The sequence below is a fragment of the Formivibrio citricus genome, assembly GCF_900115065.1.
In the GTDB taxonomy this organism is placed as follows: domain Bacteria; phylum Pseudomonadota; class Gammaproteobacteria; order Burkholderiales; family Chitinibacteraceae; genus Formivibrio; species Formivibrio citricus.
Genome location: NZ_FOVE01000011.1, coordinates 26,919 through 52,651, shown reverse-complemented (window position 1 = coordinate 52,651; position 25,733 = coordinate 26,919). Strand labels below are relative to the sequence as shown.

The window sequence follows — 25,733 nt, the reverse complement described above, 5'->3', positions numbered from 1 at the left end:
GCCTCGCAGTTTGCGAGGCCTTTTTTCATATCGGGAAGTTTATATCTGCCCGAGGAACCAGTTCACGATATAGAAATGGTCCTCAAACAACTGCTCTTCCATCCGATTGAACTCGAACAGCGGCACCCAGCGCGCCCGATCCGCATCGTCGCTCCCGCGCACCTTGGGCAACCCCTCGCCGGTTGGCGTCAGCTCGATCAGGAAGGCATGGGTGATGGTCCGCCCGCGCATGCTGCGATACGGATGATCGAACACCCGCGACGTGCGGATCGAGCCCGCCAATACGGGCGCAGGCACCTTAAGGCGAGTTTCTTCGCGAAGCTCTCGAATGACTGCATCGCGGATCAGCTCGTCCTGATCGACAAACCCGCCGGGGAGCGCCCACAAGCCTTTGCCTGGCAGATGCTTGCGCCGTACCAGCAGGATGTGCCCCGAGTGAATCACCACCGCATCGGCCGTCACGAACGTCGGCGGATAAGGCGCCCCCTCCCAAGCCCGGCGATAATCGCGCACGAAACGCCATTCCGCCTCCAGCGTGCGCCAGCTTTCGGTTTCGCGGAATGCCTGCAACCAAGCGAAGACCGGGCCGGGCAGGCGGGCTGTGCAGCGCTCGAAACGCACACCGGCATCGTCGAAAATTTCGCCGCGCAATTCGGAGGCACGGAGATTGGGTAATTCGGCCACTTCGATACGCTGCCACTGCGGGAACATGTCCAGGTAGTACGCCTCCTTGCGACAGGTTCCGCCGATGATTCCGACCCGGAACTGCGCCTCGCGACTGCCCAGGCTCGCCGTATCCACCGCGATCACCTTGTCAACGAGGTTCTGGATTTCAGTCACCCATTGCTGGTCGTTGTACATGCGGTCCGAGCACCCTACAACGAACACGCGCTCCTGCCACTCCGCCGGCAAGGCCGCGCGCAGCATGGCTTCGCGCTCGGCCACCGTCCACGGGTTGCGCGGGCTGCGCGCCTGGCGCGCCGAACCGCAGATCACGATCAGCTTGTGCGCCCGCTGCAGCGCCGTTTCGATGACTTTCAGGTGGCCAAGATGAAAGGGCTGGAAGCGGCCGATGAACACCAGATAATCGAGCATATGGCCACCACCTCAGGCGTAATAGCGTCGGGAAAACTCCAGCATGCGCTCAATCGGCAAGCGCGCAGCATCCATCAATGCAGCATCCAGATAGTCGATGCTGATTCCGCCCTCGCCACGCTGCGCCTTGCGCACCGCGTCGATGGTATTCATCTTCATGTAGGGGCACTGGTTGCACTGGCAGCCGGCATAGATCGGCGCCTGCACGATCCGCAAGTCCGGACGGGCGGCGTGCATGTTGTAGAGGATGCCCTCTTCCGTGGCCACGAAAATGGTGGCCTCCGGTTCGCGGTCGTAAGCCTTGATCCAGTTGAGCATCCCGGAGGTGGAACCCACGTAATCGGCATGCAGCAGCACCGGCAACGGGCTTTCCGGGTGCGCGATAAGGTATTTGGCGCCCGGGGTGGCGGCAAACGCTTCGTCGAGCGCAGCCTGGTTGAATTTGTCATGCACCTCACAGACCGCGCTCCACAGCGGCATATCGTAGCCGTACTGGAAGTTGAGATAAGCGCCCATGTTGCGGTCCGGCGAGAAGATTACCTTCTTGCCCTCGGCGTAGAGGTGGGCGATGACATCGTCGACGTTGCGGCTGGTCACGATCCAGTCGGAAAGCGCCTTGTGTTCCGCCGACGAGTTGATGTATGAAACGTGCACATGGTCGGGATACGATTCGCGCCATTTTTTCAGGGCGGCGACATCGGTCTGCGTGACCAGCGAACAGGTCGAATTGGTATCGGGCAGGATGACTTCGGCCTGCGGGTTCAGTATCTTGGCCGTCTCGGCCATGAAGCGCACGCCGGCGAACACGATCACATCGGCCGCGCATTCTTTGGCATACAGGGAAAGTTCGAGACTATCACCCACCTTGTCCGCCATCTGCTGGATCTCGGGCTGGGTATAGTAATGGGCAAGTGTTACGACGCGACGCGACATGGCAATCCTCCATGCAAAGCAAGCCGGTCTTCCCGGCAGGAATATGAACAAGCAATCAAACCCGGCAGATTTCTTCTACGCCTCCAGAATCCCTGAAGGCAAACCTGCCGAATCACAATCGTAGCATACTGCTCCGCACAGATAGAACCCCTTGATTTGGCAGAATTACTCCTCCACCCCATACACAAACACAAAAAATCTTTGCGCAACCGCTTGACACACATGCCGCCCATCTGGATAATTCGGCCTCTCTGATGCAGGACACGAAGCAACAGAACGCGGGAGTAGCTCAGTTGGTAGAGCGCAACCTTGCCAAGGTTGAGGTCGAGAGTTCGAGACTCTTCTCCCGCTCCAAATGATTGACAGACGTGTCCGACAGCAGACTCCATGCGGGAGTAGCTCAGTTGGTAGAGCGCAACCTTGCCAAGGTTGAGGTCGAGAGTTCGAGACTCTTCTCCCGCTCCAAATTCAAAAAAAGGAAAGTTACACACTTTCCTTTTTTTACAAATAGCGTGGCGGGTTAGCAAAGAGGTTATGCAGCGGATTGCAAATCCGTTTAGGGCGGTTCGATTCCGCCACCCGCCTCCAGGAAACAAGCACTTGGCCCGGCCTTTTGGTTGGGCTTTTTGCTTTCTGGCGTTCACGCAACCACCATACAGCCTTTCTTTCCAGATTCCCGCACAGCAGCCATTTGCTCTCCCGCGCCAAACCAACCATCCAGAGCTCCACCACTTCGGCATTGTTTGATTTGCAGAACCAGCAGGTCATCCCATGAGTTTATTATTACCTCTACCCGGGCCCACCCAAAAACTCGCGGGCAACAAAAATGGCTGCCGAAGCAGCCATTTTTAACAGCAAGCAAACCCTGATCAAGCAAAGCGCTTGAATACCAGCGTGCCGTTGGTGCCACCAAAGCCAAACGAATTGGAGATCGCCACATCGATCTTCATTTCGCGCGCAGTATTGGCCACATAGTCGAGATCGCAACCCGCCTCGATATCCTGCTCGAACAGGTTGATCGTCGGCGGGGATACTTGGTTATGCAGAGCCAGAATAGAATAGATAGCCTCGACACCGCCAGCAGCACCAAGCAGGTGACCAGTCATCGACTTGGTCGAGTTCACAACAACCTTCTTGGCATGCTCGCCCAACGCCAGCTTGAGCGCGTTGGTTTCGTTGGCATCGCCCAGCGGGGTAGAAGTACCGTGCGCATTGACGTAATCGATTTGATCAACATTCAAACCCGCATCGCGAAGCGCGTTGGTCACGGCACGAGCAGGGCCTTCCGCATTCGGCGCAGTGATGTGGTAAGCATCGGAACTCATGCCAAAACCCAAGAGCTCGGCATAAATTTTGGCGCCGCGTTTGACGGCGTGCTCGTACTCTTCCAGCACCAATACGCCAGCACCTTCGCCCATGACGAAACCATCACGCCCCTTGTCCCACGGACGCGAAGCCGTTGCCGGGTCATCGTTACGCGTGGAGAGCGCCTTCATGGCAGCAAAGCCACCCACACCCAATCGGGAAATCGCGCCTTCCGCGCCACCAGCCACCATGACATCTGCATCGCCGTACTGGATCATGCGCGCCGCATCGCCGATGCAGTGCGCACCCGTCGTACAGGCAGAGACGATACCGTAGCTCGGCCCCTGATAACCCTTGAGAATGGTCACATGACCGGCGATCAGGTTGATCAGCGAGCCCGGGATGAAGAACGGACCGATCTTGCGAATACCGCCGTTGACAACATCCACACCGGTGTTTTCAATCAACGGCAAACCACCGATACCCGAACCGATATTCACACCGATACGGGTCTTGTCGAGGCCCTGAGCATCATCCAGACCGGAATCGGCGATCGCCTGCAAAGCTGCAGCCACGCCAAAATGAATAAAAAGGTCCATCCGGCGAGCATCCTTGGCCGGAATGTACTGGGTAATATCGAAATCCTTGACCTCACCCGCAATCTGGCAGGCAATATCGCCGGCATCGAAACGGGTGATACGGCCAATGCCGGACTTGCCAGCCAGAAGGTTGGCCCAGGCGGTAGCCACATCGTTCCCCACCGGGGAAATCTGGCCCAAGCCGGTTACGACGACTCTACGTTTGGACACGGTATTCTCCTAAGAGCCTGTTCACAACCCTGTTGAGAGTTTTCTCAGCACGGACCTTGAACAGCCTCCAAAATCGGCGCCACAAGCAAAAAACCCCTGACCGGCGCTTCCTTGAAAGCGTCAGGCAGAGGTCCGAGCATTGCAACGAATTACTTCAGGTGGGCAGAGACGTAGTCAATGGCCTGCTGAACGGTGGTGATCTTTTCGGCTTCTTCGTCCGGGATTTCGCACTCGAATTCTTCTTCGAGAGCCATCACGAGCTCAACGGTGTCGAGGGAGTCGGCGCCAAGATCGTTCACGAAAGAGGATTCGGTCTTGACATCGGTTTCCGGCACGCCAAGTTGTTCGGCAACGATCTTCTTCACGCGCTGTTCGATTTGTTCCATGGATTCTTCCAAGCCTTATGAGAAATCAGAAAAAGTGCGAGCGCATTCTACCAAAAAAAGCGCCACGCAAACCAGAAATTGGCAGACAAGGTATCAAATTATCCTCGATCTGCCAATCTTTGACGATCAGTTCATGAACATTCCGCCGTTGACATGCAGGGTACAGCCCGTAATGTAACCCGCCTTGTCGGATGCGAGAAAGCCCACGGCATCCGCAATATCCTGCGGCAACCCCAAACGACCCAATGCAATGTTTTCCACCAGCTTGGCTTTTTGCTCTTCGGGCAGCCCCTTGGTCATGTCGGTATCGATGAAGCCCGGAGCCACCGCATTCACGGTCACGCCGCGGCTGCCAACCTCCTTGGCCAGGCTCTTGGTAAAACCGAACATGGCGGCCTTGGCTGCGGAATAGTTGGTCTGGCCGGCATTGCCGATTGCCCCCACCACCGAAGTGATGTTGATAATGCGCCCCCAGCGGGACTTCATCATGCCGCGCATCACGGCCTTGGACAGCTTGTAGATCGGGCGCAAATTGGTGGCAAACAGCGCGTCCCATTCCTCGTCCTTCATGCGCATCAACAGATTGTCGCGCGTGATGCCTGCATTGTTCACCAGAATGTCGATGCCGCCGAATTCCTTGGTAATCGTTTCGACGATACCGTCGCACGCGCCCTCTTCAGTAACCTCCAGACGCATACCCCGACCGGCATTGCCGGCCTCTTTCAAATAGGCTGTGATGGCCTCCGCGCCGCTATCGGAAGTGGCCGTTCCGATTACGGTCACACCCATTCCGGCCAACTCAAGAGCGATCGCCTGACCGATCCCGCGCGATGCGCCGGTCACCAGCGCGATTTTACCTTGCAGACTCATATCCTCTCCGTCTTGGAGCGGGTCGGCCGCAGCTCAACCCGCCATACCCGTATTTAAAGCGCAGCCTTCAAGGCATCGAAGGCCACAAGGTCGGTCAGCGCGAAATGCTGCGCATCAGCTGCGATGCGCTTGTTCAAACCAACAAGTACCTTGCCCGGACCGCATTCGGCCATGACCGTCACGCCATCCGCCGCCATCTTCTGCGCGGTTTCCACCCAGCGCACCGGCTGGTAGAGCTGACGCACCAAGGCGTCCTTGATTTGCGCCGGGTCAGTGTAAGCGGCTACGTCAGCATTGTGCAACACCGGGAATTCCGGCACACGAACCGGGACGCCCTCCAAAGCGGAAGCCAGCTTCTCAGCCGCTGGTTTCATCAGGGCACAATGCGACGGCACGGAAACCGGCAGCGGCAGGGCGCGCTTGGCGCCCTTGGCCTTGCACAATTCCATGGCACGCTCGACCGCCGGCTTGCTGCCGGCGATGACGACCTGCCCTTGCGAATTGAAGTTCACAGCCTCGACCACATCGCCTTGCGCAGCTTCGGCGCAGGCGGCCACGATCACGGCATCGTCCAGCCCCAGAATCGCCGCCATCGCGCCCTGCCCTTCCGGCACGGCAGATTGCATGGCCTCGGCGCGCAAGCGTACGAGCTTCACGGCATCAGCAAAGGCAATCGAACCCGCGGCCGCCAGAGCGGTGTATTCGCCAAGCGAATGCCCGGCGGCCACGACCGGAGCCGCGCCCCCCGCTGCACGCCAGGCACGAAAGATGGCCACGCCTGCAGTCAGCATCAGCGGCTGGGTGTTGACCGTCGCATTGATCACCGCAGCATCAGCACCTTCGGCGCACATTGCCCAGAGATCCTGCCCCAGGGCCGCACTGGCTTCTTCAAAAGTCTGGCGCACCGATGCATCATCGGCAAAGCCTTTCATCATGCCCAGCGATTGCGATCCCTGACCGGGAAAAACCAAAGCAAAAGTCATCGTCTTGCTCCTTGCTCAAAAAACGAGGCCGGAACGGCCTCTCGAAAAATCAGTAGCGCAGCAGTGCGCCGCCCCAGGCAAAGCCGCCGCCGATACCCTCCAGCATCACCGATTGGCCGCGCTGGATACGCCCGGAACGCACGCCTTCGTCCAGCGCCAGCGGAATCGATGCCGCCGAGGTATTGCCGTGCTTGTCCAATGTCACGATCACCTTGTCCATCGGCAAATGCAGATGCTTGGCCGTCGACTCGATGATGCGCAGATTGGCCTGATGCGGAACCAGCCAATCGAGGTCGGCCTTTTCCATTCCGGCTGCATTCAGCGTCTCTTCAGCCACGTCGGCCAGCGCACGCACGGCAAACTTGAATACCGCGCTGCCGTCCATGTAAACCCATGGACTACCATCGATGGCACCATTGCGGACCTTGCCCGGAACATTGAGGATATCCTTGTAGCGACCGTCGGCATGCACCCGCGTCGCCAGGATGCCTGGCTCGTCGCTGGCCTTGAGCACCACGGCGCCGGCACCGTCACCGAACAGGATGCAAGTACCGCGATCGGTCCAGTCCAGGATATGCGAAATCACCTCGGCGCCCACCACGACCGCGCACTTGGCGCCCCCGGAACGGATAAACTGGTCAGCAATCGTCAGCCCGTAAATGAACCCGGCACAGACTGCCTGTACGTCAAACGCGGGAAAACCGTGCGCACCCAGCTTTTGCTGGACGATACAGGCCGTAGAAGGAAATATCTGGTCCGGCGTCGTCGTGGCCAGGATCAGGAGGTCGATTTCGTCACGCGAAACACCCGCCGCCTCGATTGCCGCTTCGACGGCCTTCACGGCCAGATCGGAAGTCAGCTCGGTTTCCGCGGCGATGCGTCGCTCACGGATACCGGTCCGCGAGACAATCCACTCGTCGTTGGTCTCGATACGCTGCGCAAGATCGTGATTGGTCAGGGTCTGGGCCGGCAAACACGAGCCTGTGCCGGCGATACGGGAATAGATGGTCACAATTACCTCCCGAAAAGAAAAGAATGCCGCCGGACATCCGGGCCAAGACGCCCGAAAAATGTCCGGAACTCAAATATTTTCAGCAACCGCTGCCGTGCCGCTTTCGAACTCGGCCATCTGGCTTTGTACCCTGGCGGCAATACGCTGAGCCACGCCAGCCTGGGCCTCTTCGGCCGCTTGGCGCAACGCCCAATAAAAGGCCGTTTCATCCGCCCCGCCATGACTCTTGATCACGATGCCGCGCAAGCCCAGCAGCGTGGCGCCATTGAACCGACGCGGATCGGTGCGCTTCTTGAAACGGGACAGTACCGGCAAGGCGAACAGCGCCAAAAGCTTGGTCCACCAACTACGCTTGAACTCCTCACGCAGAAAACCCGCCAGCATTTTCGCCAATCCTTCGGAGGTCTTCAGCGCCACATTGCCGATGAAACCGTCGCACACTACCACATCCACCGTACCCTTGTAGATGTCGTCGCCCTCGACGTTGCCATGGAAATTGATCGGCGCCTTCTTGAGCAGCTCAGCGGATTCCTTGACGGCCTCATTACCCTTGATGTCTTCGGAGCCGATATTCAGGAGACCGACGGTCGGTGCATCAACATGCTTCACCGCAGAAACCAGCGTGGCGCCCATGACGGCGAATTGGACCAGGTGTGCCGGCGTGCAATCGACATTGGCCCCCAGGTCCAGCATGCAGGTCTCGCCACGCAAACTCGGCAACATCTTGGCGATAGCGGGGCGCTCAATACCCGGAATGGTTTTCAGAACGAAGCGCGCGGTCGCCATCAAGGCGCCGGTATTGCCTGCGGAAACGCAGGCGTGCGCCTCGCCGGATTTGACCAGATTGATCGCCACCCGCATCGAAGAATCTTTCTTGTTCTTGAGTGCGGATTGCGGAGATTCGTCCATCAGCACGACTTCGGACGCAGGATGGATGCGCAGGCGCGGACCCACTTCAGCCTTGCAAGCTTTGAGCTCGGCCTCCAGCGCGTCGGGCAAGCCAACCAGCACCACATTTACATCGGCATGATGATCAAGGAAACGCAACACGGCAGGCACGGTCACGTGCGTACCGTGATCGCCACCCATTGCGTCGACAGCAACAGTAATGTCCATACGCCAATCTATTTCACAGTCATGAATAGCGAACGGCGCAAGCAGGGTTTGCCTGCTTGCGCCGTACAACCAACCTTATCGGTCAGCAAGGCATCCAGGAGGAATTACTCGCCCTTGGCCTTGATCACGCGACGGCCGCGGTAGAAGCCGTTCGGGGAAATGTGGTGACGCAGGTGAGCCTCACCGGTGGTCGGCTCGACAGCCAGTGCCGGTGCGGTCAGGAAATCGTGGGCGCGGTGCATGCCACGCTTGGACGGGGATTTTTTGTTCTGTTGAACGGCCATGATCTAACTCCTTGAAAACCAGTTAATTTCAGTTTGAGTCTTCCGCTTTCCTGGTTTTCAATTTTGCCAGGACAGCAAACGGATTCGGTTTAGCTTCGCCCGCGGGTTTGACCGCGTCGCCAGCCGGCTCGCACTTTTCGTGCCGGGGCGCATAGGGCAAAGCCAGCAGCATTTCATCCTCGATGAGCATTTCAACATCGAGCTCCGGTTCAATGACGATACCTTCAAGATCTTCATCCTGCGCTACAGCTTCGTCGAGGAGTTCCTCAGCAGGAAACTGCGTCAGCACTGTATCGGCAGAAATATTGAACGGCATCGGTTTGAGGCAGCGCTGGCAGATCACCCCCACCACCGCGCTTACCGTCAGGTGAAGATAGGGACGTTCCAGCTTGTCCACTCCGCCTGCGAGGTGCCACGTCACATCACCGTCAATCTTCGCCAGCAGATCATGCAAGCGATCCATGTCGGCAATCGCCAGAACACCGGAAAGCTCACCACCCTCGCGGGCAAAATCCGCGCTATGGATAATCGTCATAGCCTGCCAGACCGAACCAGAAACCCGGCATGATATAATTTGCCAACACCCCCTGTCAAAACCTATTTACAAAATACCATGCAAAAACAAGCGCCTTGCCATCTGCTGCTCGCCTCATCCTCGCCCTACCGAAAGGAGTTACTCTCCCGCCTGGGAATCCCCTTCGAAACCGCCAGCCCGGACATCGACGAAACTCCGCTCGACGACGAAACCGCCGCACAGACCAGCCTGCGTCTGGCGCAAGCCAAGGCCAACGCACTGGCAAACCGCTTCCCGCAGCATCTCGTCATCGGCTCGGATCAAGTGGCGCTCCTGGACGGGGTTCAACTGGGCAAGCCCGGCACGCACGAGCGCGCCGTGCAGCAATTGCAGCAGATGCGCGGCCGGACCATCGAATTCCACACCGCGCTCTGCCTGCTGAACGCGGCCACGGATCACGCCCAGACCGTCGTCGACATCACCCGCGTCACGATGCGCGACTACACCGATGCGGAAATCGAGCGCTACCTGAATCTGGAAAAACCCTATGACTGCGCTGGCAGCGCCAAGACCGAAGGCTTGGGGATCACGCTGATCGCCGCCATCGAGAATCGCGACCCGACCGCCATCATCGGCCTGCCGCTGATCGAACTCGTCACCATGCTCAAGAACGAAGGAATCCCCCTGCCATGAGCGCGACCGGAACACTGTACCTGATCCCGACGCCGATGGGCGGAGACCGGCTGGAAAGCATCCTGCCCGCCGACACGCTCGACATCGCCCGCCGCCTGACGCATTTCATCGTCGAGGCACCCAAGACCGCACGCGCTCACCTCAAACAATTCGGCACCCCGCACGAATTGCGTTCGCTATGGATGCAGGAACTCAGCGAACACACGAGGGACAACGAGCTTGCCGCCCTGCTCGCCCCCTTGCTGGAAGGCAACGATGTCGGGCTGATGTCGGAAGCGGGCTGCCCCGGCGTCGCCGATCCGGGCGCGAACCTGGTGCGACTGGCGCATCGCAAGGGCATCCGCGTCACTCCGCTGGTCGGCCCCTCGTCGCTGCTGCTGGCGCTCATGGCGTCCGGTGCCAACGGCCAGCAGTTCCGCTTCAGCGGCTACCTGCCGGCACAGGACGCGCCGCGTATCGAAGCGATCCGCCGGCTGGAAAACGAATCGCGCAAGCACAAGCAGGCCGAACTCTTTATCGAAACGCCCTACCGCAACCTCGCCCTGTTTGCCGCCCTGCTCGCGGCCTGCCATCCGGAAACGCAGCTCACCCTCGCCTGCGACCTGACCCTGCCCGGAGAATTCGTCCGCAGCCAGCGCATCGCGGACTGGAAAAAATCGCCCCCCCCGGAAATCGGCAAACGCCCGACGGTATTCGTGCTGTTTGCGGGTTAGTCGCTTACAATTGGTAAATTGATTTTACTGCGCCTACTTCATGAAAATCGCCATTGCCCAACTCAACCCCGTCGTCGGCGACCTGACCGGCAACCTCGAACTGGTCCTCGCGGCAGCCAATCAGGCCCGCGAAGCCGGCGCAGACATCCTGCTAACACCGGAGCTGGTACTGACCGGCTACCCGCCCGAAGACCTGCTGCTGCGTCCAGTCTTCCTGGCGGAATGCCGCAAGATGATCGGACGCCTGATCGACGAGTTGGACGGCATCACGCTGGTCGTGGGCCATCCGCACGGCAACGGCAGCGAATGCTTCAACGCCGCCACGGTGATCCGCGACGGTCGCGTTCTGGGGCGCTACGAAAAAATGCTGCTACCCAACGATGCGGTGTTCGACGAGGTTCGCTACTTCCAGCCCGGCATTGCGCCGCTGGTCTTCGAACAGGATGGCGTGCAGGTCGGGCTCGCCATCTGCGAGGACGTATGGGACGTGGAACCCGCAGCAGCCGCAGCAGATGAAGGTGCCGAACTGCTGCTGGTGCTCAACGCATCGCCCTATCACAAGGCCAAGCAAAGCTCCCGCCTCGGCATTGCGCAAGCCCGCGTGGAGGAAAACGCGCTTTCGCTGGTCTACTGCAACATGGTCGGCGGACAGGATGAGCTCGTTTTCGACGGCCAATCCTTTGCGCTCGACAAGCACGGGCAACTCGTCGCCCAACTGCCCGCGTTCGAATCGGCGCTCGGCTTCGTCGAATACCGCAATGGCACGCTGCAACCCGGCAACATCACGCCCGATCTCGGCGAGGAAGCGAGCATCTACCAGGCGCTGGTCACCGGTGTGCGCGACTACATCAGCAAGAACCGCTTCCCCGGCGTATTGCTGGGGCTCTCCGGCGGCATCGATTCCGCGCTGACGCTGGCCATCGCCTGCGATGCGCTCGGCGCAGACAAGGTGCATGCTGTGATGATGCCCTCGCGCTACACGGCCGACATTTCCGTAACCGATTCGCGCGCCATGATCGAGCGCCTAGGATGCCAGTATTCGGAGATCGAAATCTGGCCGGTCTACGAAGCCTTCATGAACGGCCTCGCCCCGCATTTTGCCGGTCTGCCGATGGATGCCAGCGAGGAAAACCTGCAAAGCCGCATCCGCGGCACCCTGCTGATGGGGCTGTCCAACAAGAGCGGAAAACTGGTACTGACCACCGGCAACAAATCGGAGATGACCACGGGCTATGCCACGCTCTACGGCGACATGGCCGGCGGCTTCGCCGTGCTCAAGGACGTGGCCAAGACGCTGGTTTACCGCCTTTCGCGCTGGCGCAACACGCAGGGCGAAGTCATCCCGGAACGCATCATCACCCGCCCGCCTTCGGCCGAGTTGCGCCCGGACCAGAAGGATCAGGATTCGCTGCCGCCCTACGAGATCCTCGACGCCATCCTGCAAGCCTATGTGGAAGAAAACCTCAGCCGCGCCGAGATCGTGGATCTGGGGTACGCAGCGGAGGACGTCGACCGCGTGGTGCGCCTGTTGCGCATCAACGAATACAAGCGCCGCCAGGCCCCGGTCGGGCCACGCATCACCCACCGGGCGTTCGGCAAGGATTGGCGCATGCCGATCACCAATCGCTTCACGCTGTAAGAACCTGTTCACGATCTTGCTGCGAAGCCGTGATCGGGGCTCATGCGCTGCTCAAAATCCTCATGTACTCCTTGTACACTCCGGTTTTTGCGCTGCTCTTCACCCCGCTGACAGCCTCTCGCGACAGATCGTGAACAGGTTCTAACGTCGGCGTTACCAAACACAACGGGGCCTCGCGGCCCCGTTTGCATTCCTGCACATCAAAATTCAGCGTCGCGATTCTGCCGCGGCCACCCTCTCCAGTGCCCACCCCAAACCAAGCTCTGCATTGGCCAGCTCCAGCAGCGGCAAGAGATTCGCCATCAGTGCCGGCAAGTGCGGACGCAATTCATCTGCCTTGCCCTGGTGCAGCATTCCCAGCGCCTCGGAAATCAGCGGCACGGCGACGCGCTCCTCCTGGACACTCGGCATCGCCAAGCGCCCCGCCTCTGCCCCCGCACGCAGGCGGTTGAGCGCCGCATCCAGCAAGGCATCCGCGGCCTCGACCTTGTCATGCCAGGAATTGGCCAGCGAAAAACTCGCGGTGATATGCAATTGTTCGTTGCGGAAATTGATGCGGGCGTTGCCCACGGCCTGGCGCAGGCGTTCGGCCAGCACTCGCACGCCGGAGAGGGACGAACCGGGAGATACGACGGCGAACAGCGCACCGTCCAGATGCGCCAGCGTATCCTCGCGCCGCAGCTTGGCCGACAGCAGCTTCGCCAGGAGATTGAGCATCTGCCCGGACAGGCGGTCGCCAAGTTTTTCCTCCAGCGACTGGAAATGATCGACCTCGATCAGCATCAACGTCACTTCGCTGCTGTGCCGCTGGGCATAAGCCAGCGATTGTTCGAGCTGCAGCGTCAACAGATGCGAAGTGCCCGCGCCGGTCACCGCATCGGTCGTCGCCGTCTGGGCTTGGGTAGTACGGCTTTCTTGCAGCTCGCGCCGGGTCGCGGCTAGATCGAGATTGGCCTGGACCCGTGCCTGCATTTCGGCACGATCCGTCGATTTGGTGATGAAATCGTTGGCGCCCGCGTCCACGCAGCGCCGCTTGGTTGCCTCGTCCTCCTCGCCGGAAATGATGATCACCGGCAAGTTGCGGATGCGCGGCTCGCCGCTTTCCCTGACCCGCGCCAGGAGCCCTATACCATCCAGCTCCGGCATGGAAAGATCGGAAATCAGCAGGTTGATGGCTTTATCCGCCAGCAACCGTCGCCATCCCGCCTCGCCATCGGCCTCTTCGACGAGATCGTGCCCCTCCGCCAGATGCTTGCGGATCGTGGCTCGCACGATCCGTGAATCATCGACGACCAGAATCCGTGAACGTTCTGCCGCATTGATATTTTCAGCCATAACCGTGGGAACCAGCGCAGTAAACAGATGCTAGAAAATCTAGCACACACGCCCCCGAACGTCGCCCCTTTGGGCGTCGAATTTTCGATCACGACGGAATTTGGTGTAGGCTACTCGAATATCATCTGCCTCTTTTGCGGCCGGTTGGCCGGCATCTGGACCCCAACAAATGGATAGTTTACGCATCGAACTGGGAATATCGCCGCTCTCCTCACTTGAGGTCGAGCAGGTTCTAACGGCCATGCGCACGGTCTGGCAGCCCCCCTCCTGGATCAAGCGCCAGTCATGCGGCAGCGCCTGGCTACTGATGCTACGACATGAGACTGCCCCCAAGCCGGGGGAGAATCCGAACTGGTTTGCGGAAAAACTGGTGGCCGCCATCTGGCTCGCCATCGGGCGTTATGCGTGCATCACCCTGGATATCGAGACCTCCCAAAAAGACGAACCCTGCCTGCTGATGTTCAGCGAAGAAGATTACCAGCGCATCCTGCGCGATTTCCGGTTCAGCCATTCCAACATTCGTTCCTGAATCGGGCGGGGGCACAAGCAGGGGCACAAAAACACTGGATTCGACCGGATGAGGATGGACGTAAACAGATAACAAAAAACCCGCAAAGCCTTATGCTGTGCGGGTTCTCTGGACTTTCCTGGATACCCTCGGAAGGGTAAATGGTGCCGGCTGCCGGAATCGAACTGGCGACCTACTGATTACAAGTCAGTTGCTCTACCTACTGAGCTAAGCCGGCGAAAGAGGTGCGATTCTAACTTCATCCGCGGACAACTGGCAACAACCAATCCATTTTTAATTCATTCACCCCAGCAGCGCCTTGCGTTCGCGCTCCAACTGGGAAATCAGGCGTTGCAGGCTGGCTTCCTGCGCCCGGGAGAGCCCGAGGAAACGCATGCCCACTGCATACTGGGTTTGTCCTTGCCGATTGACAACGGCACGGCGATTGCGCACTTCCACATTGATCCGCATGACCCCGCCCGGCCCAAAATCGAATTCGACCTGCGAAAACTTGAGGCCAATTTCAATTTTTCCGACTTGCGCCTCCGAAAAACGAACACCGACCCCGCCCAGCGATATGTCAAGCACATCCAGGCGCATCGAATCGCCGTCACCTATCGGCAAGCGGCAGCAATAGGGATTGGAGATAGGCGTGGGCAGCCGGAAGAAATCGCGACGCTGCAACTTGATAAGGTCAGGGGGAAACGGGGCACGGAAAGCCGGTCGCCCCTCAAAATCGACCTGCCTGATCTCCGAGGTCGAAAACTGGATTTTCACTCCATCCGGCGTTGCAACAAATACAGCCTTGTCGGTCTTGGTCAGTGCCGCATTGCTCTGGGCGTGGCCACTCAGGTCAAATACGAACGTGCGCGCCTTGATGTCCACATCCAGAATGCGCGTCAGCAGCATATCGCGGCCGCTGTTGAAATAGATCGAAACGAAATCGTTGCGCTGCGCAAGAGTGCGCAGCACAAATCCCACCTCGGCTGCCGAGGCGAGCCGGAAAGGACCAATGTCTTCCGCTTCAGAAATCGGGCGGACTGCGCCGCTTTCCCCTTCTTGCATAATTCCCTGTGAATTTATGGTTCTCGTTGCCTGCCGCCATTACGGGTAGGCGAGAGCATATCATGTAATGCGCGTTTGACCGGCTTCCGGGATATCCGGATTCAGTTTGGTCCGCAATCATCATTCCTGCAAGCTGCCAGGAGTTGCGACGCACAGGCGGCGGGAAGCCGCCCTTGGTCGGCAGCCGGCTGATGCGCGATTTCTGCCAGCAAGGGGGCAGGCAAATGCTGTTGCAAATAGGCCAGGTTATCCTCGTAACGACTCATGCGAGGATCGATGCGGTTGGCCAGCCAGCCGACAAGATGCAAACCGGATTGTTCGATGGCCTGCGCGGTCAGCATGGCATGGTTGATGCAGCCCAGGCGCATTCCAACCACCAGGATGACTGGAGCACCAAGACGCTGCGCCAGGGTTGCCATGCTTTCAGTGTCGGTTAGCGGCGCAAACCAGCCGCCCGCCCCCTCGACCAGTACGACATCCGCAAGCTTTTCCAGATGCCGGGCGCTCGCCAACAGATGCCCAACATCCACCTTCATGCCCGCCTCGGCTGCAGCCAGGTGCGGCGAGATCGGCGGCTCAAAACGATAGGGGCTGGCCCATTCCAGCGGCGCGTCCACGTTGCCTGCAGCTTTGTGCGCGGCCACATCGGCATTCCACAGAACGCCGTCGCGCCATTCGCACCCCGACGCCACTGGCTTCATGCCCACGGCGCGCAGTCCATTCGCAACAAAGGCGCGCAAGAGCTGCGCTGTGGCCACGGTCTTGCCGGCATCGGTGTCCGTGCCGGTGATAAAAAAAAGTTTGCTCATGAGTTCAACGTCCGTCAGCACAGACGCAATATTTGGTGCAAATCAGAGGTCGCAAGGATAACATGCCAGCCGTTTGGGCCGCGCGCTGTTCGAGCCCGTGTAATTGAAAAGGAATGTTTGCAATGAAACTGACCGACATGATCGGTTTGGGCATCGCCGGGAATTTTGCCGGACATCTGGAACAGGCAGGCGAAGCCAGCGACTTCGTCAACGTCAAGGTCAAGGATCCCGCCGAACCCAAGGCGATCTTTCCGTTTTATGTGCCGAACCGGGAAAACAGCTTCCTGAACGTGTTTCCGATCGCGCATGACCGAATTTGCTATCCGGACAGCGGCGACAACCTGCAGATCGAACCGGAAGTCGCGCTGATCTGCGACATCGTGTACGAAGGCTCCAAGGTGAAGGCGCTGGTACCGCGCGAATTCGCCGCATTCAACGATTGCTCGATCCGCCGTCCGGGAGCGCGCAAGATCAGCGAGAAGAAGAACTGGGGGCCGGCCAGCAAGGGGCTCGCCACTACCCGCCTTGCGCTGACGTCCTTTACCGCCGGTTGCGAGCTCGATCATTACCATATCGCCAGCTTCCTGTTGCGCGACGGGCAATGCCACGCCTACGGCATGGACAGCCCTGCCGTCGAATACAGCTACTTTCACGAGAAACTGCTGAACTGGGTCGTCGACAAGATGAACCATCAGCAGGACGACGGTCCGGCCGAAGACATTCCGGCATTGCTGCAAGCCGCGCGCTATCCGCAACAGGCCATTGTCGGCATCGGCGCCACACGCTACCTGCCTTTCGGCGAACAAACCTTCCTGCAACCGGGCGACGAAAGCATCGTGGCGGTCTATGACTCCCGGCTTTACGCAGCCGACGCCATCCGCGGCATGGCGGAAAGCGGGGAATTCGCAGAACCGGGAATCAGCGTGGTGCGACAGAAAGTCACCGCAAACTGAAGTGTACCTCGCAGCAAAAACAACACCGGCCCTGTGCCGGTGTTGTTTTTTGAGTTTCTGGCAGGGTTACTTCGGTGTACGCGGATGGAAATCGATGACCTGTGCCTTGTCAGTGGCCGCCGGCTCGCCGTGCGGCTTCCAGGCGTGTCCATAGAGCACTTCGTACGAGGACGGCAAGAAGCCATCGGTCCGGAAACGTTCGTAACTGGCTTCCATTGCACGCCAAGCCGCCTTGCCCATCAGCCCGCTGCGACGGCCGTCGCGCAGGCTGTGCGCGCCGATGCCCTTCAGGTCGCGCAATACGTCGCGTACCGTTTCGTAGGTCATGGTCAGCATTTCCATCTCCATCACCGGAGAGGAAAAACCCACGCGTGCGAGGGTATCGCCGACATCGTGCATGTCGGTGAAGCGGTTGACGTGCGCATGCCCGTCGATGCCGGCAAACGCCTGACGCAACTCCTTGAGCGTATCCGGCCCCAGTGTGGAGAACAGGAACAAGCCGCCCGGCTTCAATACGCGCAGACATTCGCTGAATGCCTGGTCCAGTGTATCGCACCACTGCAGGGCGAGGCTTGACCAGACCAGATCCACCGATTCGCTGGCCAGCGGCAAGGCTTCGACATCGCCGCAGACCTGCACCGGAAAACGCTTGCCCTGCAATTCGGCCAGCCAGCGCTTCCAGCCGCCGGGTTGGCGCGCGCGCGTAGCGCGCAACATGCCCGGAGCCAGATCCAGCTCGACGAGCTCCGCTTTGGGAAACCGTTTTTCCAGAAACGGACCGGCATACCCTGTTCCGCATCCAACATCGAGCATGCGTAGCGGTTCGAGCTTCACGATTTCCAGCTTCTCAGCCATGCGCTCGACCACCTCGCGCTGCAGCGCAGCCGACGCATCGTAGGTATCTGCCGCCTGATCGAAGGCAGAACGAACGAGGGACTTGTCGCTCATGCCGCCACCTTGGCTGCGCGCGCACGCAGGAACTGGATGGCGGCCGGCAGGAAGGAAAGCGCCACGATCAGCAGCAAAACCAGCGAGAGGTTTTTCTTGATGAACTCAACGTTGCCGAACTGGTAGCCCAGCGTGACAAGCCCGCCGACCCACAGCAGGGTGCCGAAAACGCTGAATGCCAGAAAACGCAGATAGGGCATTTCGCCCACGCCGGCAACGAAGGGAGCGAAGGTGCGCACGATGGGCACGAAGCGTGCGAGCGTGACTGTCTTGCCGCCATGCCGCTCGTAAAAGGCATGCGTGCGGTCCAGGTAATCGCGCCGGAAAATCTTCGAATGCGGATTGGAAAACAACTTCTCGCCGATGAAGCGACCGACAAAATAGTTGGTCGAATCGCCGAGAATCGCAGCGGCCATCAGCGCTCCGGCCAGGATGTAAGGGTCCATGCCGCCTGTGGCTGCGACCGCACCGGCAACGAACAGCAGCGAATCGCCGGGCAGAAACGGCATCACGACCAAGCCCGTTTCGCAGAAGATCACCGCAAACAGGATCGCGTAAATCCACGGACCGTACAGCGCGACCATCTGGGCGAGGTAAACATCCAGATGCAGGAAAATATCAATCGGATTGAAAGCCATCGGACAAACTCACAAGAAAGCGCCGCCGACCGGGAAGTCGGCGGCGGCAGGAAACGGCACAGCAAAAATCAAACTACCGCCTCTTCCTTGACCACGACCGGCTTGACCATGTTCTCGCGGGTCAGCCCGAACAGCAGCAGCAAGGGGCTGGCCACCAGCACCGAGGAATAGATACCGAACACGATACCGATGGTCAGCGCCATGGCAAAGTAATGCAGGCTCGGGCCGCCGAGGAAGAGCATCGACAGCACCATGAGTTCGGTACAGCCGTGCGTGATGATCGTACGGCTCATGGTCGCAGTAATCGCGTTGTCGATGACTTCCGACACGCTCTTGCCGCGCATTTCCGGCTTGCGGAAGTTTTCGCGGATCCGGTCGAACACCACCACCGACTCGTTCACCGAGTAGCCGAGCACGGCCAGCACCCCGGCGAGCACGGGCAGCGAGAACTCCCACTGGAACAGCGCGAAGAAGCCGAGAATGATCACCACGTCGTGCATGTTGGCGATCACCGCCGAGACGGCGAAGCGCCACTCGAAGCGGATCGCGAGATAGATGATGATGCCCAGACAAACGAACGCCGTCGCCATCAAGCCGTGCGTGACCAGCTCGTCGCCCACGGACGGGCCGATGAACTCGACCTTGCGCACTTCGACTTTGGCATCGTCCTTCTTCAGCTCGGCCAGCACTTCGTTGGAAAGCTGGGCCGAGGTTTTGTCCTTGATGTTGGGCAGGCGGATCATCACGTCGCGCGTCGTGCCCATCGCCTGGACCTGCGATTCGCCATATTTCAGCGCATCGACGCGATCCCGCACCTTGCCCAGATCCGCCGGCTGCTCGTAGCGCATTTCCAGCACCGTACCGCCGGTGAATTCGACGCCGAAATTGAGTCCCTTGATGACAAGGAACGCCACGGCCAGGATAAAGGTAACCAGCGAAATCGCCGTCGTGAGCTTGCCATAGCTCATGAACGGGACATCGCGTTTCACATGGAAAAACTCGATCATTTTTTATTCTCCGCAGGTCAGACCGCGATGCTGGTCAGGCGACGGCGATAGCCGTAAATCAGGTTCACCACGCCGCGCGAAACAAACACGGCACTGAACATCGAGGTGAGAATGCCCATGCAGTGCACCCAGGCAAAGCCGCGCACGGCGCCGGTGCCGAATGCCAGCAGGGCAATACCCGCGATCAGGCTGGTCACGTTCGAATCGAGAATCGTGGCCCAGGCATGTTCGTAACCCGCGCTGATCGCAGCCTGCGGGCTCATGCCGCTACGCAGCTCCTCGCGTATGCGCTCGTTGATCAGCACGTTCGAGTCGATCGCCATGCCCAGTGTCAGCGCAATGGCGGCGATGCCCGGCAAGGTCAGCGTCACCTGCAGCAGCGACAGGCCCGCCAGCAGGAACAGCAGGTTGGTCGCCAGACCGACGGCGGATACCACACCGAACATGCGGTAGTACACCACCATGAACGCCGCGATCGCCAGGAAGCCGTACAGCGTGGAACGCAGGCCCTTGTCGATATTGTCCGCGCCCATGCTCGGGCCGATGGTACGTTCTTCTACGATCGTCATCGGCGCGGCCAGCGCACCGGCACTGATCAGCAACACGACGTCGTTGGCTTCCTGCTGGCTCATCGAGCCTGTAATCTGGAACTGGTTACCCAGTTCGCTGCGAATCACCGGTGCGGTAATCACCTCGCCCTTGCCGCGCTCGACCAGCACCATCGCCAGGCGCTTGCCGATGTTCTCGCGCGAGATCTGGCGCATGATCGACTCGCCCGCGGCATCGAGACGCAGATCGACGGCCGGCTGGTTGTTCTGGTCGAAGCCGGTCGCGGCCTTGTTGATGTTGTCGCCGGTCAGCTCGACATCCTTTTTCAGCAGGATGGCACGGCCGCCCTTGGCATCGCGCTCGTAAAGCAGGACGGTATCCGGCGGAACGGCGCCGGCCAGCGCCTGCTCCAGCTTGCCGGCATCTTCGTCGACCAGCCGCACTTCCAGGCTCGCGGTCCGGCCCAGGATATCCTTGGCCTTGGCGGTGTCCTGCACGCCCGGCAGTTCCACCACGATGCGGCCTTCGCCCTGCTGCTGGATCACCGGCTCGGCCACGCCCAGCGCGTTCACCCGGTTATGCAGGGTCACGAGGTTCTGCTTCACCGCATCGGACTTGAGTTGGCTCAATGCTTCGGTGCTGTAGGACACCACGATCTTGAAGCTGCCTTCCTTCATTTCGGTCACGGTCAGGTTCGGCAGTACACGACGGACCGCCTTGGCTGCGGCTTCCACCGTTGCCGCGTCGCGCAACTGGACTTCCACCTGCTCACGGTCGCGCGAAATGCGGCCGTAGCGGATTTTCTTCTCGCGCAATTCGCGGCGCACTTCGCCGGCGGTCTTTTCCAGCGCCTTGTCCACGGCCGCTTTCATGTCGACTTCCAGCAGGAAGTGCACGCCGCCGCGCAAGTCGAGCCCCAGCATCATCGGCTTGCCGCCGATTTTCGTCAGCCAGGACGGGGTGCGCGGCAGCAGGTTCAGTGCCACGGAGTAGTCTTCGCCCAGCTTGGTCTGGATCTCGTCCTTGGCCTTGATCTGTTCTTCGGCGTTGCGCAAGCGCAGCTTGATCGAACTGCCGTCAAACTGCACGCCTTCCGGCGTAATGCCGGCAGCCTTGACGATGGCTTCGGTACGCGCCTTGAGCGCATCATCAACCTTGACCGTGGCGCGGGCGCTCGAAACCTGCACCGCCTCGCTTTCCCCGTACAGATTGGGGAGCGTATAGAGCAATGCCACGACCAGGGCCACGGACATCAACAGATATTTCCAGAGCGGATAGCGATTCATGATGAATCCTGATTCGTAATGACGTTCCGGCGAAGACGCACGCGCCTTCGCCGGTTTGGGTTTGTTTCAGATCCGGGCGAGCAGTTCAATCTGCGCGCCAAAATCTATAAGGATTTATTTGAGGACTTTCTTGAGCGTACCGTCTTCCACCTTGCCGGTAACCACGGAGCGCTGGGCAACGATCTCGACACCGCTGGCGATTTCCAGAACGAAGTAATCGCCTTCGACCTTGGCTACGCGAGCAAGAATGCCGCTGCTCATCATGACTTCATCGCCCTTCTTCAGCGATGCCACCAACTCCTGGAGCGCCTTGGCCCGCTTTTGCTGCGGACGGATCACCAGGAACCAGAAGACAACCAGCATCAGGATAAGCGGGACAAACTGCATAATGTTCTCGGTTCCGGACATGAGAGGATTCCTTTTTCGGGAGACGACCAAAAGATAAAGCGGCCCATTTTAGCCGCAGCTACCGGCAAAATCCACAAACTTTCCTGAACTGGATAATTCGCGGATTCCTGCCGGATCGATCAATCCACGCCGCGAGCCCGCTCCTGCGCAAAACGGGTCGTAAACGCGGCAAAACCATCCGCCTCGATCGCTGCGCGAATGTCGCGCATCAATTCCTGGTAATAGTGCAAGTTATGGATGGTGTTGAGTTGCGAGCCGAGAATCTCGCCGGCGCGGAACAGGTGGTGCAGGTAAGCACGGCTGAAATGGCGGCAGGTGTAGCAACCGCACCCTTCGTCCAGCGGACGCGCGTCGTTGCGGTATTTCGCATTCTTGATGCGAACATCGCCCCAGCGTGTGAACAGCATGCCGTTGCGCGCGTTGCGCGTCGGCATCACGCAATCGAACATGTCCACGCCCTGCCCCACAGCGAATACCAGATCTTCCGGCGTGCCCACGCCCATCAGGTAACGCGGGGAATGCGTCGGTAATTTCGGCGCGGTATGCGCGAGGATACGCGCGAAGTCTTCCTTCGGTTCGCCGACCGACAATCCGCCGATCGCATAACCGTGGAAACCGATGTCCTTCAGCCCCGCGAGCGATTCGTCGCGCAGGTCTTCATGCATGCCGCCCTGCACGATGCCGAACAGCGCATTGTGGTTCTGCAGACGGTCGAATTCGTTGCGCGAGCGCTTGGCCCAGCGCAGGCTCAGGCGCATCGATTCACCTGCCTGCCGGCGGTCGGCCGGGTACGGCGTGCATTCGTCGAAGATCATCACGATGTCGGAATTGAGCACGGACTGGATGCGCATCGACTCTTCCGGGGTCAGGAACAGCTTGTCACCGTTGATCGGGCTCTGGAACTTCACGCCTTCTTCGGTGATCTTGCGCAGCTCGCCCAGACTGAAAACCTGGAAACCGCCGGAATCGGTAAGGATCGGCTTGTCCCAGCCCATGAAGCCGTGCAGCCCGCCGAAGGTCTCGATCACTTCCAGACCGGGACGCAGCCAGAGGTGGAAGGTGTTGCCGAGCACGATCTGCGCGCCGATGTCGTTGAGGTCGCGCGGGGTCATGGCCTTGACCGTGCCGTAGGTGCCGACCGGCATGAACACGGGGGTTTCGACCACGCCGTGGTTGAGTTGCAACGAGCCGCGCCGAGCCGCGCCGCTCACCGCCTTGAGTTCGAATTTCATGAGTTTTCCTTTCGCCTTCCGGAAGCACAGTCCGGCGCAGGGCGCATCATCCCAGATTGTTCGTTAGGACGCGAGATGATGGCGAGTTGGATTGCGAGGCAATTTGGTCACTTGCGAGGAATTCATGGTCATTCCATGGACGACGAACAAGGGAACAAGATGACCGCAAGCGCTCGCGCAGGCCCAAAGGACCGCCTGATGAGCAATCCGGGATCACGCAGTGATCATGACGATGCCGCAACTTTTGCGGTGCATTGTCACTTCTTGGTTTTGGGCTTGATGTTTTCCAGCTCGCGCAAGCGCGCCTCGATCGAAGACAGCAGATAGAAATCGTTGCCCGGCTGCTTGAGCGCGATCTGCAATTGCTCGATGGCCAGTCCGTATTCGTACAGACGGGCATAGTATTCACCCTGCGCCTTGTGCGATTCCATCATTCGCCCCTGCTGGGCGTACGCTTTGGCAGCTCGCTGATAGAACCAGGGGTCGCCAGCATAGAGCGACTGATAATCGACGATCAGCGCATGCGCCTTGTCGTACTTGCCTGCTGCAGTCTGCGCATCGATCAGGCCATAGGCCAGCGCGCGGCTCGACGGAAAATTCTCAACGCCCTTGCCGAACACGGCCAGCGCCTCGTCGTTGCGCCCCTGCGCCAGACGGATGCTGCCTGCCAGGTACTCCAGCGCCGGATGGCCTTTCCTGCCATACACGGTCTTGGCCCGCTGCAACGCCTGCCAGGCGCCTTCGTAATCGCGCGCCAGATACAGCGCATGCGCCAGACCGTAGCGATGCGCGGCCTCATTGGCATAGCGCTTCTCGGCGAGATGCTTTCGGTAGAACTCCACGGCGTCAGCCGGCTTCATCTGCAGGCCGCGCGCCTTTTCCCGCACGAACAGGAAATCGGCCGAATCCGGCGTCTGCCGGTAAGGCAGACCCGTGAGCCGGCCTTGCGCATCGGCGATACGCTTGGTGGTGACCGGGTGGGTACGCAGGAACTCGGGGGCATTCGATTCTTCGAGCCGGTTGTGTCGATGCAGGCGCTCGAAGAAGGTCGGCATCGCGCCCGGATCGAAACCGCCACGGATCAGTGTCTGCATGCCGATGCGGTCAGCTTCCTGTTCGAAGGCATAGGTAAAGTCGAGCTGGCGCTGGACGCTGAACCCCGCGCCGGCGGTCACCGCCGTTGCAGCCGCATCGACCCGCCCCGCGTGCGCGGCGAGAATCGCCACGCCGAGAGACGCGAGCGAAACCAGCGGATTGACGCTCGTGGCATCAATCATGCGCGCCAGATGATGTTGCGATACGTGGGCAATTTCGTGCGCCAACACACTGGCAAGCTCCGACTCATGGCGCGCCATCACAATCAACCCGGTATGTACGCCGACATACCCACCGGGAATGGCAAACGCATTGACGCTACCGTCGAGAATCGGAAAGAAGGTGAAACGTACATCGCTCACGCCTCCCGCATCGACCAGGCGCGCGCCCAGACGGGAAAGGTAGGCGACGACTTCCGGATCTTCGGCCAGCTCGCCGCTGCGGCGGATCTCGCGCATCGCGCTCTCGCCGATCTCGCGCTCCTGTGCCGGGGTCAGCCCTTGCTGCGAAACGTCACCCATGCTGGGCAGGTCAGCCCAAGCCGTCTGGGCCACCAAAATAAGGGACAACAAGGCGGATAAAGGTTTGCGCACGTTCATTTCTCCTGCGATCAACCTATTGCTTTTTCAGTCAGATAAACAACAGCGCCATAGCGCGCGGCCTTGCCCAGCGTGATCCAGAACGCAACCGGCAGCCACGGCCAGCGCAGCCATCCGGCGACACCGCACAGTGCATCGCCGAACAGCGGGAACCAGCTCAGGACCAGACTGGCCGGCCCGAAACGCTCGGCCCATTGCACGGCGCGGCTCTTGGGTGGCTCGGGCAGACGGCGCCCCAGCCAGACCGTCGTCAGCCCGCCCAGCACGTTGCCGATGGTCGCCACGATAAGGGCGCTCCAGACCAAATGCGGCTGAAAATGCAGCAAGGCCACCAGCGCGGCTTCCGAATTGCCGGGCAGGATGGTGGCGGAAACGAATGCCGCGCCGAACACGCCGGCCAGCCAGCCGAATGCTTCCATCGTTCAGAAACGGAACGCTTCGCCGGCCTGCGCGCTGATCGCTGCCGCCAGATCGGCAAAGAATTCGCCCGTGCCGCGTGTATCGCGCCACGCGCCGTCCATCAGCCGGTAGTGAAACCCGCCGGATTTGGCCGCGATCCACAGCTCCTGGTTGAACGCATGGCGGTTGACGATGATCTGGCTGCCGTCCGCCAACTCGATTTCCAGCACGTTGCCCATGCGCATGGGTTCGGCATCCAGCCCGCTGTCGTCCAGCGCGGATTCGATGCGGTCGAATACGGCATCGGTGAGGTTGAGGAATTCGGATTCGGTCATGGACGGAAAACTTCGGTGTAGAATCGGGCATCCATTTTGCCACCGAATCATCGTCATGCGCATTCTGCTCGTCGCCTCCCTGTTCGCCGGACTCTTCCTCGGTGCCTGCGGCTACAAGGGGCCGCTCTACCTACCCAAGGCGTCCGCGCCGGCGTCGGCACCGATTTCCAAGCCAGCATCGTCCGTCCGGTAATAACCACCAGGCCCCCGCCGCA

28 protein-coding genes and 4 tRNA genes are annotated in these 25,733 nt (G+C 60.0%); 9 read left to right on the top strand and 23 right to left on the bottom strand.

The features are described from left to right. Nucleotides 1-39 precede the first annotated feature (39 nt). Together BMZ36_RS08550 and nadA are read right to left on the bottom strand one after the other, a co-directional pair. Nucleotides 40-1,095 (bottom strand): bifunctional nicotinamide-nucleotide adenylyltransferase/Nudix hydroxylase, encoded by a 1,056-nt coding sequence (locus BMZ36_RS08550; protein WP_091194522.1) that lies wholly within the window; start codon nt 1,093-1,095, stop codon nt 40-42. Between the two features lie 12 nt (nt 1,096-1,107). Next, on the bottom strand, nt 1,108-2,028 hold the full coding sequence (gene nadA / locus BMZ36_RS08545) for a quinolinate synthase NadA (protein WP_091194519.1): 921 nt from the start codon (nt 2,026-2,028) through the stop codon (nt 1,108-1,110). A 278-nt stretch (nt 2,029-2,306) separates the two neighbouring features. Here nadA and BMZ36_RS08540 point away from each other — a divergent pair. From BMZ36_RS08540 to BMZ36_RS08530, 3 genes are all read left to right on the top strand, one after another. Further along, a tRNA-Gly gene (locus BMZ36_RS08540) sits at nt 2,307-2,382 on the top strand. A gap of 35 nt (nt 2,383-2,417) precedes the next feature. Further along, nucleotides 2,418-2,493, top strand: a tRNA-Gly gene (locus BMZ36_RS08535). Between the two features lie 49 nt (nt 2,494-2,542). Continuing rightward, nucleotides 2,543-2,616, top strand: a tRNA-Cys gene (locus BMZ36_RS08530). Nucleotides 2,617-2,897: 281 nt separating this feature from the next. Here BMZ36_RS08530 and fabF read toward each other — a convergent pair. From fabF to BMZ36_RS08490, 8 genes are all read right to left on the bottom strand, one after another. After that, nucleotides 2,898-4,142 (bottom strand): beta-ketoacyl-ACP synthase II, encoded by a 1,245-nt coding sequence (fabF, locus tag BMZ36_RS08525; protein ID WP_091194514.1) that lies wholly within the window; start codon nt 4,140-4,142, stop codon nt 2,898-2,900. A gap of 149 nt (nt 4,143-4,291) precedes the next feature. Beyond that, nucleotides 4,292-4,528, bottom strand: coding sequence for an acyl carrier protein (gene acpP / locus BMZ36_RS08520; RefSeq protein WP_091194687.1), 237 nt, complete (start codon nt 4,526-4,528; stop codon nt 4,292-4,294). Between the two features lie 126 nt (nt 4,529-4,654). Next, nucleotides 4,655-5,398 (bottom strand): 3-oxoacyl-ACP reductase FabG, encoded by a 744-nt coding sequence (fabG, locus tag BMZ36_RS08515; RefSeq protein ID WP_091194511.1) that lies wholly within the window; start codon nt 5,396-5,398, stop codon nt 4,655-4,657. Nucleotides 5,399-5,451: 53 nt separating this feature from the next. Then, on the bottom strand, nt 5,452-6,381 hold the full coding sequence (gene fabD / locus BMZ36_RS08510; protein WP_091194508.1) for an ACP S-malonyltransferase: 930 nt from the start codon (nt 6,379-6,381) through the stop codon (nt 5,452-5,454). Between the two features lie 49 nt (nt 6,382-6,430). Beyond that, complete coding sequence (locus BMZ36_RS08505) at nt 6,431-7,387, bottom strand: beta-ketoacyl-ACP synthase III (protein ID WP_091194684.1); 957 nt, start codon at nt 7,385-7,387, stop codon at nt 6,431-6,433. A gap of 75 nt (nt 7,388-7,462) precedes the next feature. Further along, entirely contained in the window at nt 7,463-8,509 is a 1,047-nt protein-coding gene (gene plsX / locus BMZ36_RS08500; RefSeq protein WP_091194505.1) for a phosphate acyltransferase PlsX, read from the bottom strand. A gap of 104 nt (nt 8,510-8,613) precedes the next feature. Next, nucleotides 8,614-8,793, bottom strand: a complete 180-nt coding sequence (gene rpmF / locus BMZ36_RS08495) for a 50S ribosomal protein L32 (RefSeq protein ID WP_091194502.1) — start codon at nt 8,791-8,793, stop codon at nt 8,614-8,616. 28 nt (nt 8,794-8,821) lie between these two features. Further along, on the bottom strand, nt 8,822-9,328 hold the full coding sequence (locus BMZ36_RS08490) for a YceD family protein (RefSeq protein ID WP_091194498.1): 507 nt from the start codon (nt 9,326-9,328) through the stop codon (nt 8,822-8,824). Between the two features lie 78 nt (nt 9,329-9,406). Here BMZ36_RS08490 and BMZ36_RS08485 point away from each other — a divergent pair, with 78 nt between their 5' ends. The 3 genes from BMZ36_RS08485 to BMZ36_RS08475 are packed head-to-tail and all read left to right on the top strand — an operon-like array spanning nt 9,407 to nt 12,352. Further along, complete coding sequence (locus BMZ36_RS08485; RefSeq protein WP_091194493.1) at nt 9,407-10,000, top strand: Maf family nucleotide pyrophosphatase; 594 nt, start codon at nt 9,407-9,409, stop codon at nt 9,998-10,000. Beyond that, nucleotides 9,997-10,713: an SAM-dependent methyltransferase gene (locus BMZ36_RS08480; RefSeq protein WP_091194490.1), complete on the top strand. Its 717-nt coding sequence runs from the start codon at nt 9,997-9,999 to the stop codon at nt 10,711-10,713. Before BMZ36_RS08485 ends, BMZ36_RS08480 begins: the two co-directional genes overlap by 4 nt. A 40-nt stretch (nt 10,714-10,753) precedes the next feature. After that, nucleotides 10,754-12,352, top strand: coding sequence for an NAD+ synthase (locus tag BMZ36_RS08475; RefSeq protein ID WP_091194485.1), 1,599 nt, complete (start codon nt 10,754-10,756; stop codon nt 12,350-12,352). Nucleotides 12,353-12,559: 207 nt separating this feature from the next. Here the strand turns inward: BMZ36_RS08475 and BMZ36_RS08470 are convergent, their stop codons facing one another. Beyond that, nucleotides 12,560-13,687: a response regulator gene (locus BMZ36_RS08470; RefSeq protein WP_091194481.1), complete on the bottom strand. Its 1,128-nt coding sequence runs from the start codon at nt 13,685-13,687 to the stop codon at nt 12,560-12,562. Between the two features lie 169 nt (nt 13,688-13,856). Between BMZ36_RS08470 and BMZ36_RS08465 the strand changes: the two genes are divergently transcribed. Beyond that, nucleotides 13,857-14,216 carry a hypothetical protein gene (locus BMZ36_RS08465; RefSeq protein WP_091194477.1) on the top strand — a complete coding sequence of 120 codons (360 nt, stop codon included), beginning with the start codon at nt 13,857-13,859 and terminating at the stop codon, nt 14,214-14,216. A gap of 141 nt (nt 14,217-14,357) precedes the next feature. Here the strand turns inward: BMZ36_RS08465 and BMZ36_RS08460 are convergent. The 3 genes from BMZ36_RS08460 to bioD form a co-directional block, all read right to left on the bottom strand. Next, nucleotides 14,358-14,433, bottom strand: a tRNA-Thr gene (locus BMZ36_RS08460). 65 nt (nt 14,434-14,498) lie between these two features. Beyond that, nucleotides 14,499-15,260 (bottom strand): flagellar brake protein, encoded by a 762-nt coding sequence (locus tag BMZ36_RS08455; RefSeq protein WP_091194474.1) that lies wholly within the window; start codon nt 15,258-15,260, stop codon nt 14,499-14,501. 101 nt (nt 15,261-15,361) lie between these two features. Further along, nucleotides 15,362-16,069 (bottom strand): dethiobiotin synthase, encoded by a 708-nt coding sequence (bioD, locus tag BMZ36_RS08450; protein ID WP_091194470.1) that lies wholly within the window; start codon nt 16,067-16,069, stop codon nt 15,362-15,364. A 122-nt stretch (nt 16,070-16,191) separates the two neighbouring features. Between bioD and BMZ36_RS08445 the strand changes: the two genes are divergently transcribed. After that, entirely contained in the window at nt 16,192-17,022 is an 831-nt protein-coding gene (locus tag BMZ36_RS08445) for a DUF5718 family protein (RefSeq protein WP_091194468.1), read from the top strand. 66 nt (nt 17,023-17,088) lie between these two features. On the opposite strand, the gene bioC is transcribed toward BMZ36_RS08445, so the two are convergent. From bioC to cyaY, 9 genes are all read right to left on the bottom strand, one after another. Then, nucleotides 17,089-17,970: a malonyl-ACP O-methyltransferase BioC gene (gene bioC / locus BMZ36_RS08440; RefSeq protein WP_091194466.1), complete on the bottom strand. Its 882-nt coding sequence runs from the start codon at nt 17,968-17,970 to the stop codon at nt 17,089-17,091. Beyond that, complete coding sequence (locus tag BMZ36_RS08435; protein WP_091194464.1) at nt 17,967-18,608, bottom strand: DedA family protein; 642 nt, start codon at nt 18,606-18,608, stop codon at nt 17,967-17,969. Before BMZ36_RS08435 ends, bioC begins: the two co-directional genes overlap by 4 nt. Nucleotides 18,609-18,676: 68 nt before the next feature. Further along, nucleotides 18,677-19,612: a protein translocase subunit SecF gene (gene secF / locus BMZ36_RS08430; RefSeq protein ID WP_091194680.1), complete on the bottom strand. Its 936-nt coding sequence runs from the start codon at nt 19,610-19,612 to the stop codon at nt 18,677-18,679. A 20-nt stretch (nt 19,613-19,632) separates the two neighbouring features. Then, entirely contained in the window at nt 19,633-21,450 is a 1,818-nt protein-coding gene (gene secD / locus BMZ36_RS08425) for a protein translocase subunit SecD (RefSeq protein ID WP_091194461.1), read from the bottom strand. A gap of 114 nt (nt 21,451-21,564) precedes the next feature. Next, nucleotides 21,565-21,858 (bottom strand): preprotein translocase subunit YajC, encoded by a 294-nt coding sequence (gene yajC / locus BMZ36_RS08420; protein ID WP_091194458.1) that lies wholly within the window; start codon nt 21,856-21,858, stop codon nt 21,565-21,567. A gap of 119 nt (nt 21,859-21,977) precedes the next feature. Then, entirely contained in the window at nt 21,978-23,090 is a 1,113-nt protein-coding gene (tgt, locus tag BMZ36_RS08415) for a tRNA guanosine(34) transglycosylase Tgt (RefSeq protein WP_091194456.1), read from the bottom strand. Nucleotides 23,091-23,347: 257 nt separating this feature from the next. After that, the gene (locus BMZ36_RS08410; protein ID WP_177187830.1) at nt 23,348-24,778 is read right to left on the bottom strand and encodes a beta-barrel assembly-enhancing protease; all 1,431 of its coding nucleotides are present in this window, start codon (nt 24,776-24,778) and stop codon (nt 23,348-23,350) included. 17 nt (nt 24,779-24,795) lie between these two features. Next, entirely contained in the window at nt 24,796-25,203 is a 408-nt protein-coding gene (locus tag BMZ36_RS08405; protein WP_091194451.1) for a YqaA family protein, read from the bottom strand. 3 nt (nt 25,204-25,206) lie between these two features. Beyond that, on the bottom strand, nt 25,207-25,518 hold the full coding sequence (cyaY, locus tag BMZ36_RS08400; protein ID WP_091194448.1) for an iron donor protein CyaY: 312 nt from the start codon (nt 25,516-25,518) through the stop codon (nt 25,207-25,209). Between cyaY and lptM the strand changes: the two genes are divergently transcribed. Then, the gene (gene lptM, locus BMZ36_RS14335) at nt 25,517-25,711 is read left to right on the top strand and encodes an LPS translocon maturation chaperone LptM (protein WP_245747849.1); all 195 of its coding nucleotides are present in this window, start codon (nt 25,517-25,519) and stop codon (nt 25,709-25,711) included. The genes cyaY and lptM overlap by 2 nt on opposite strands. Nucleotides 25,712-25,733: the final 22 nt, after the last annotated feature.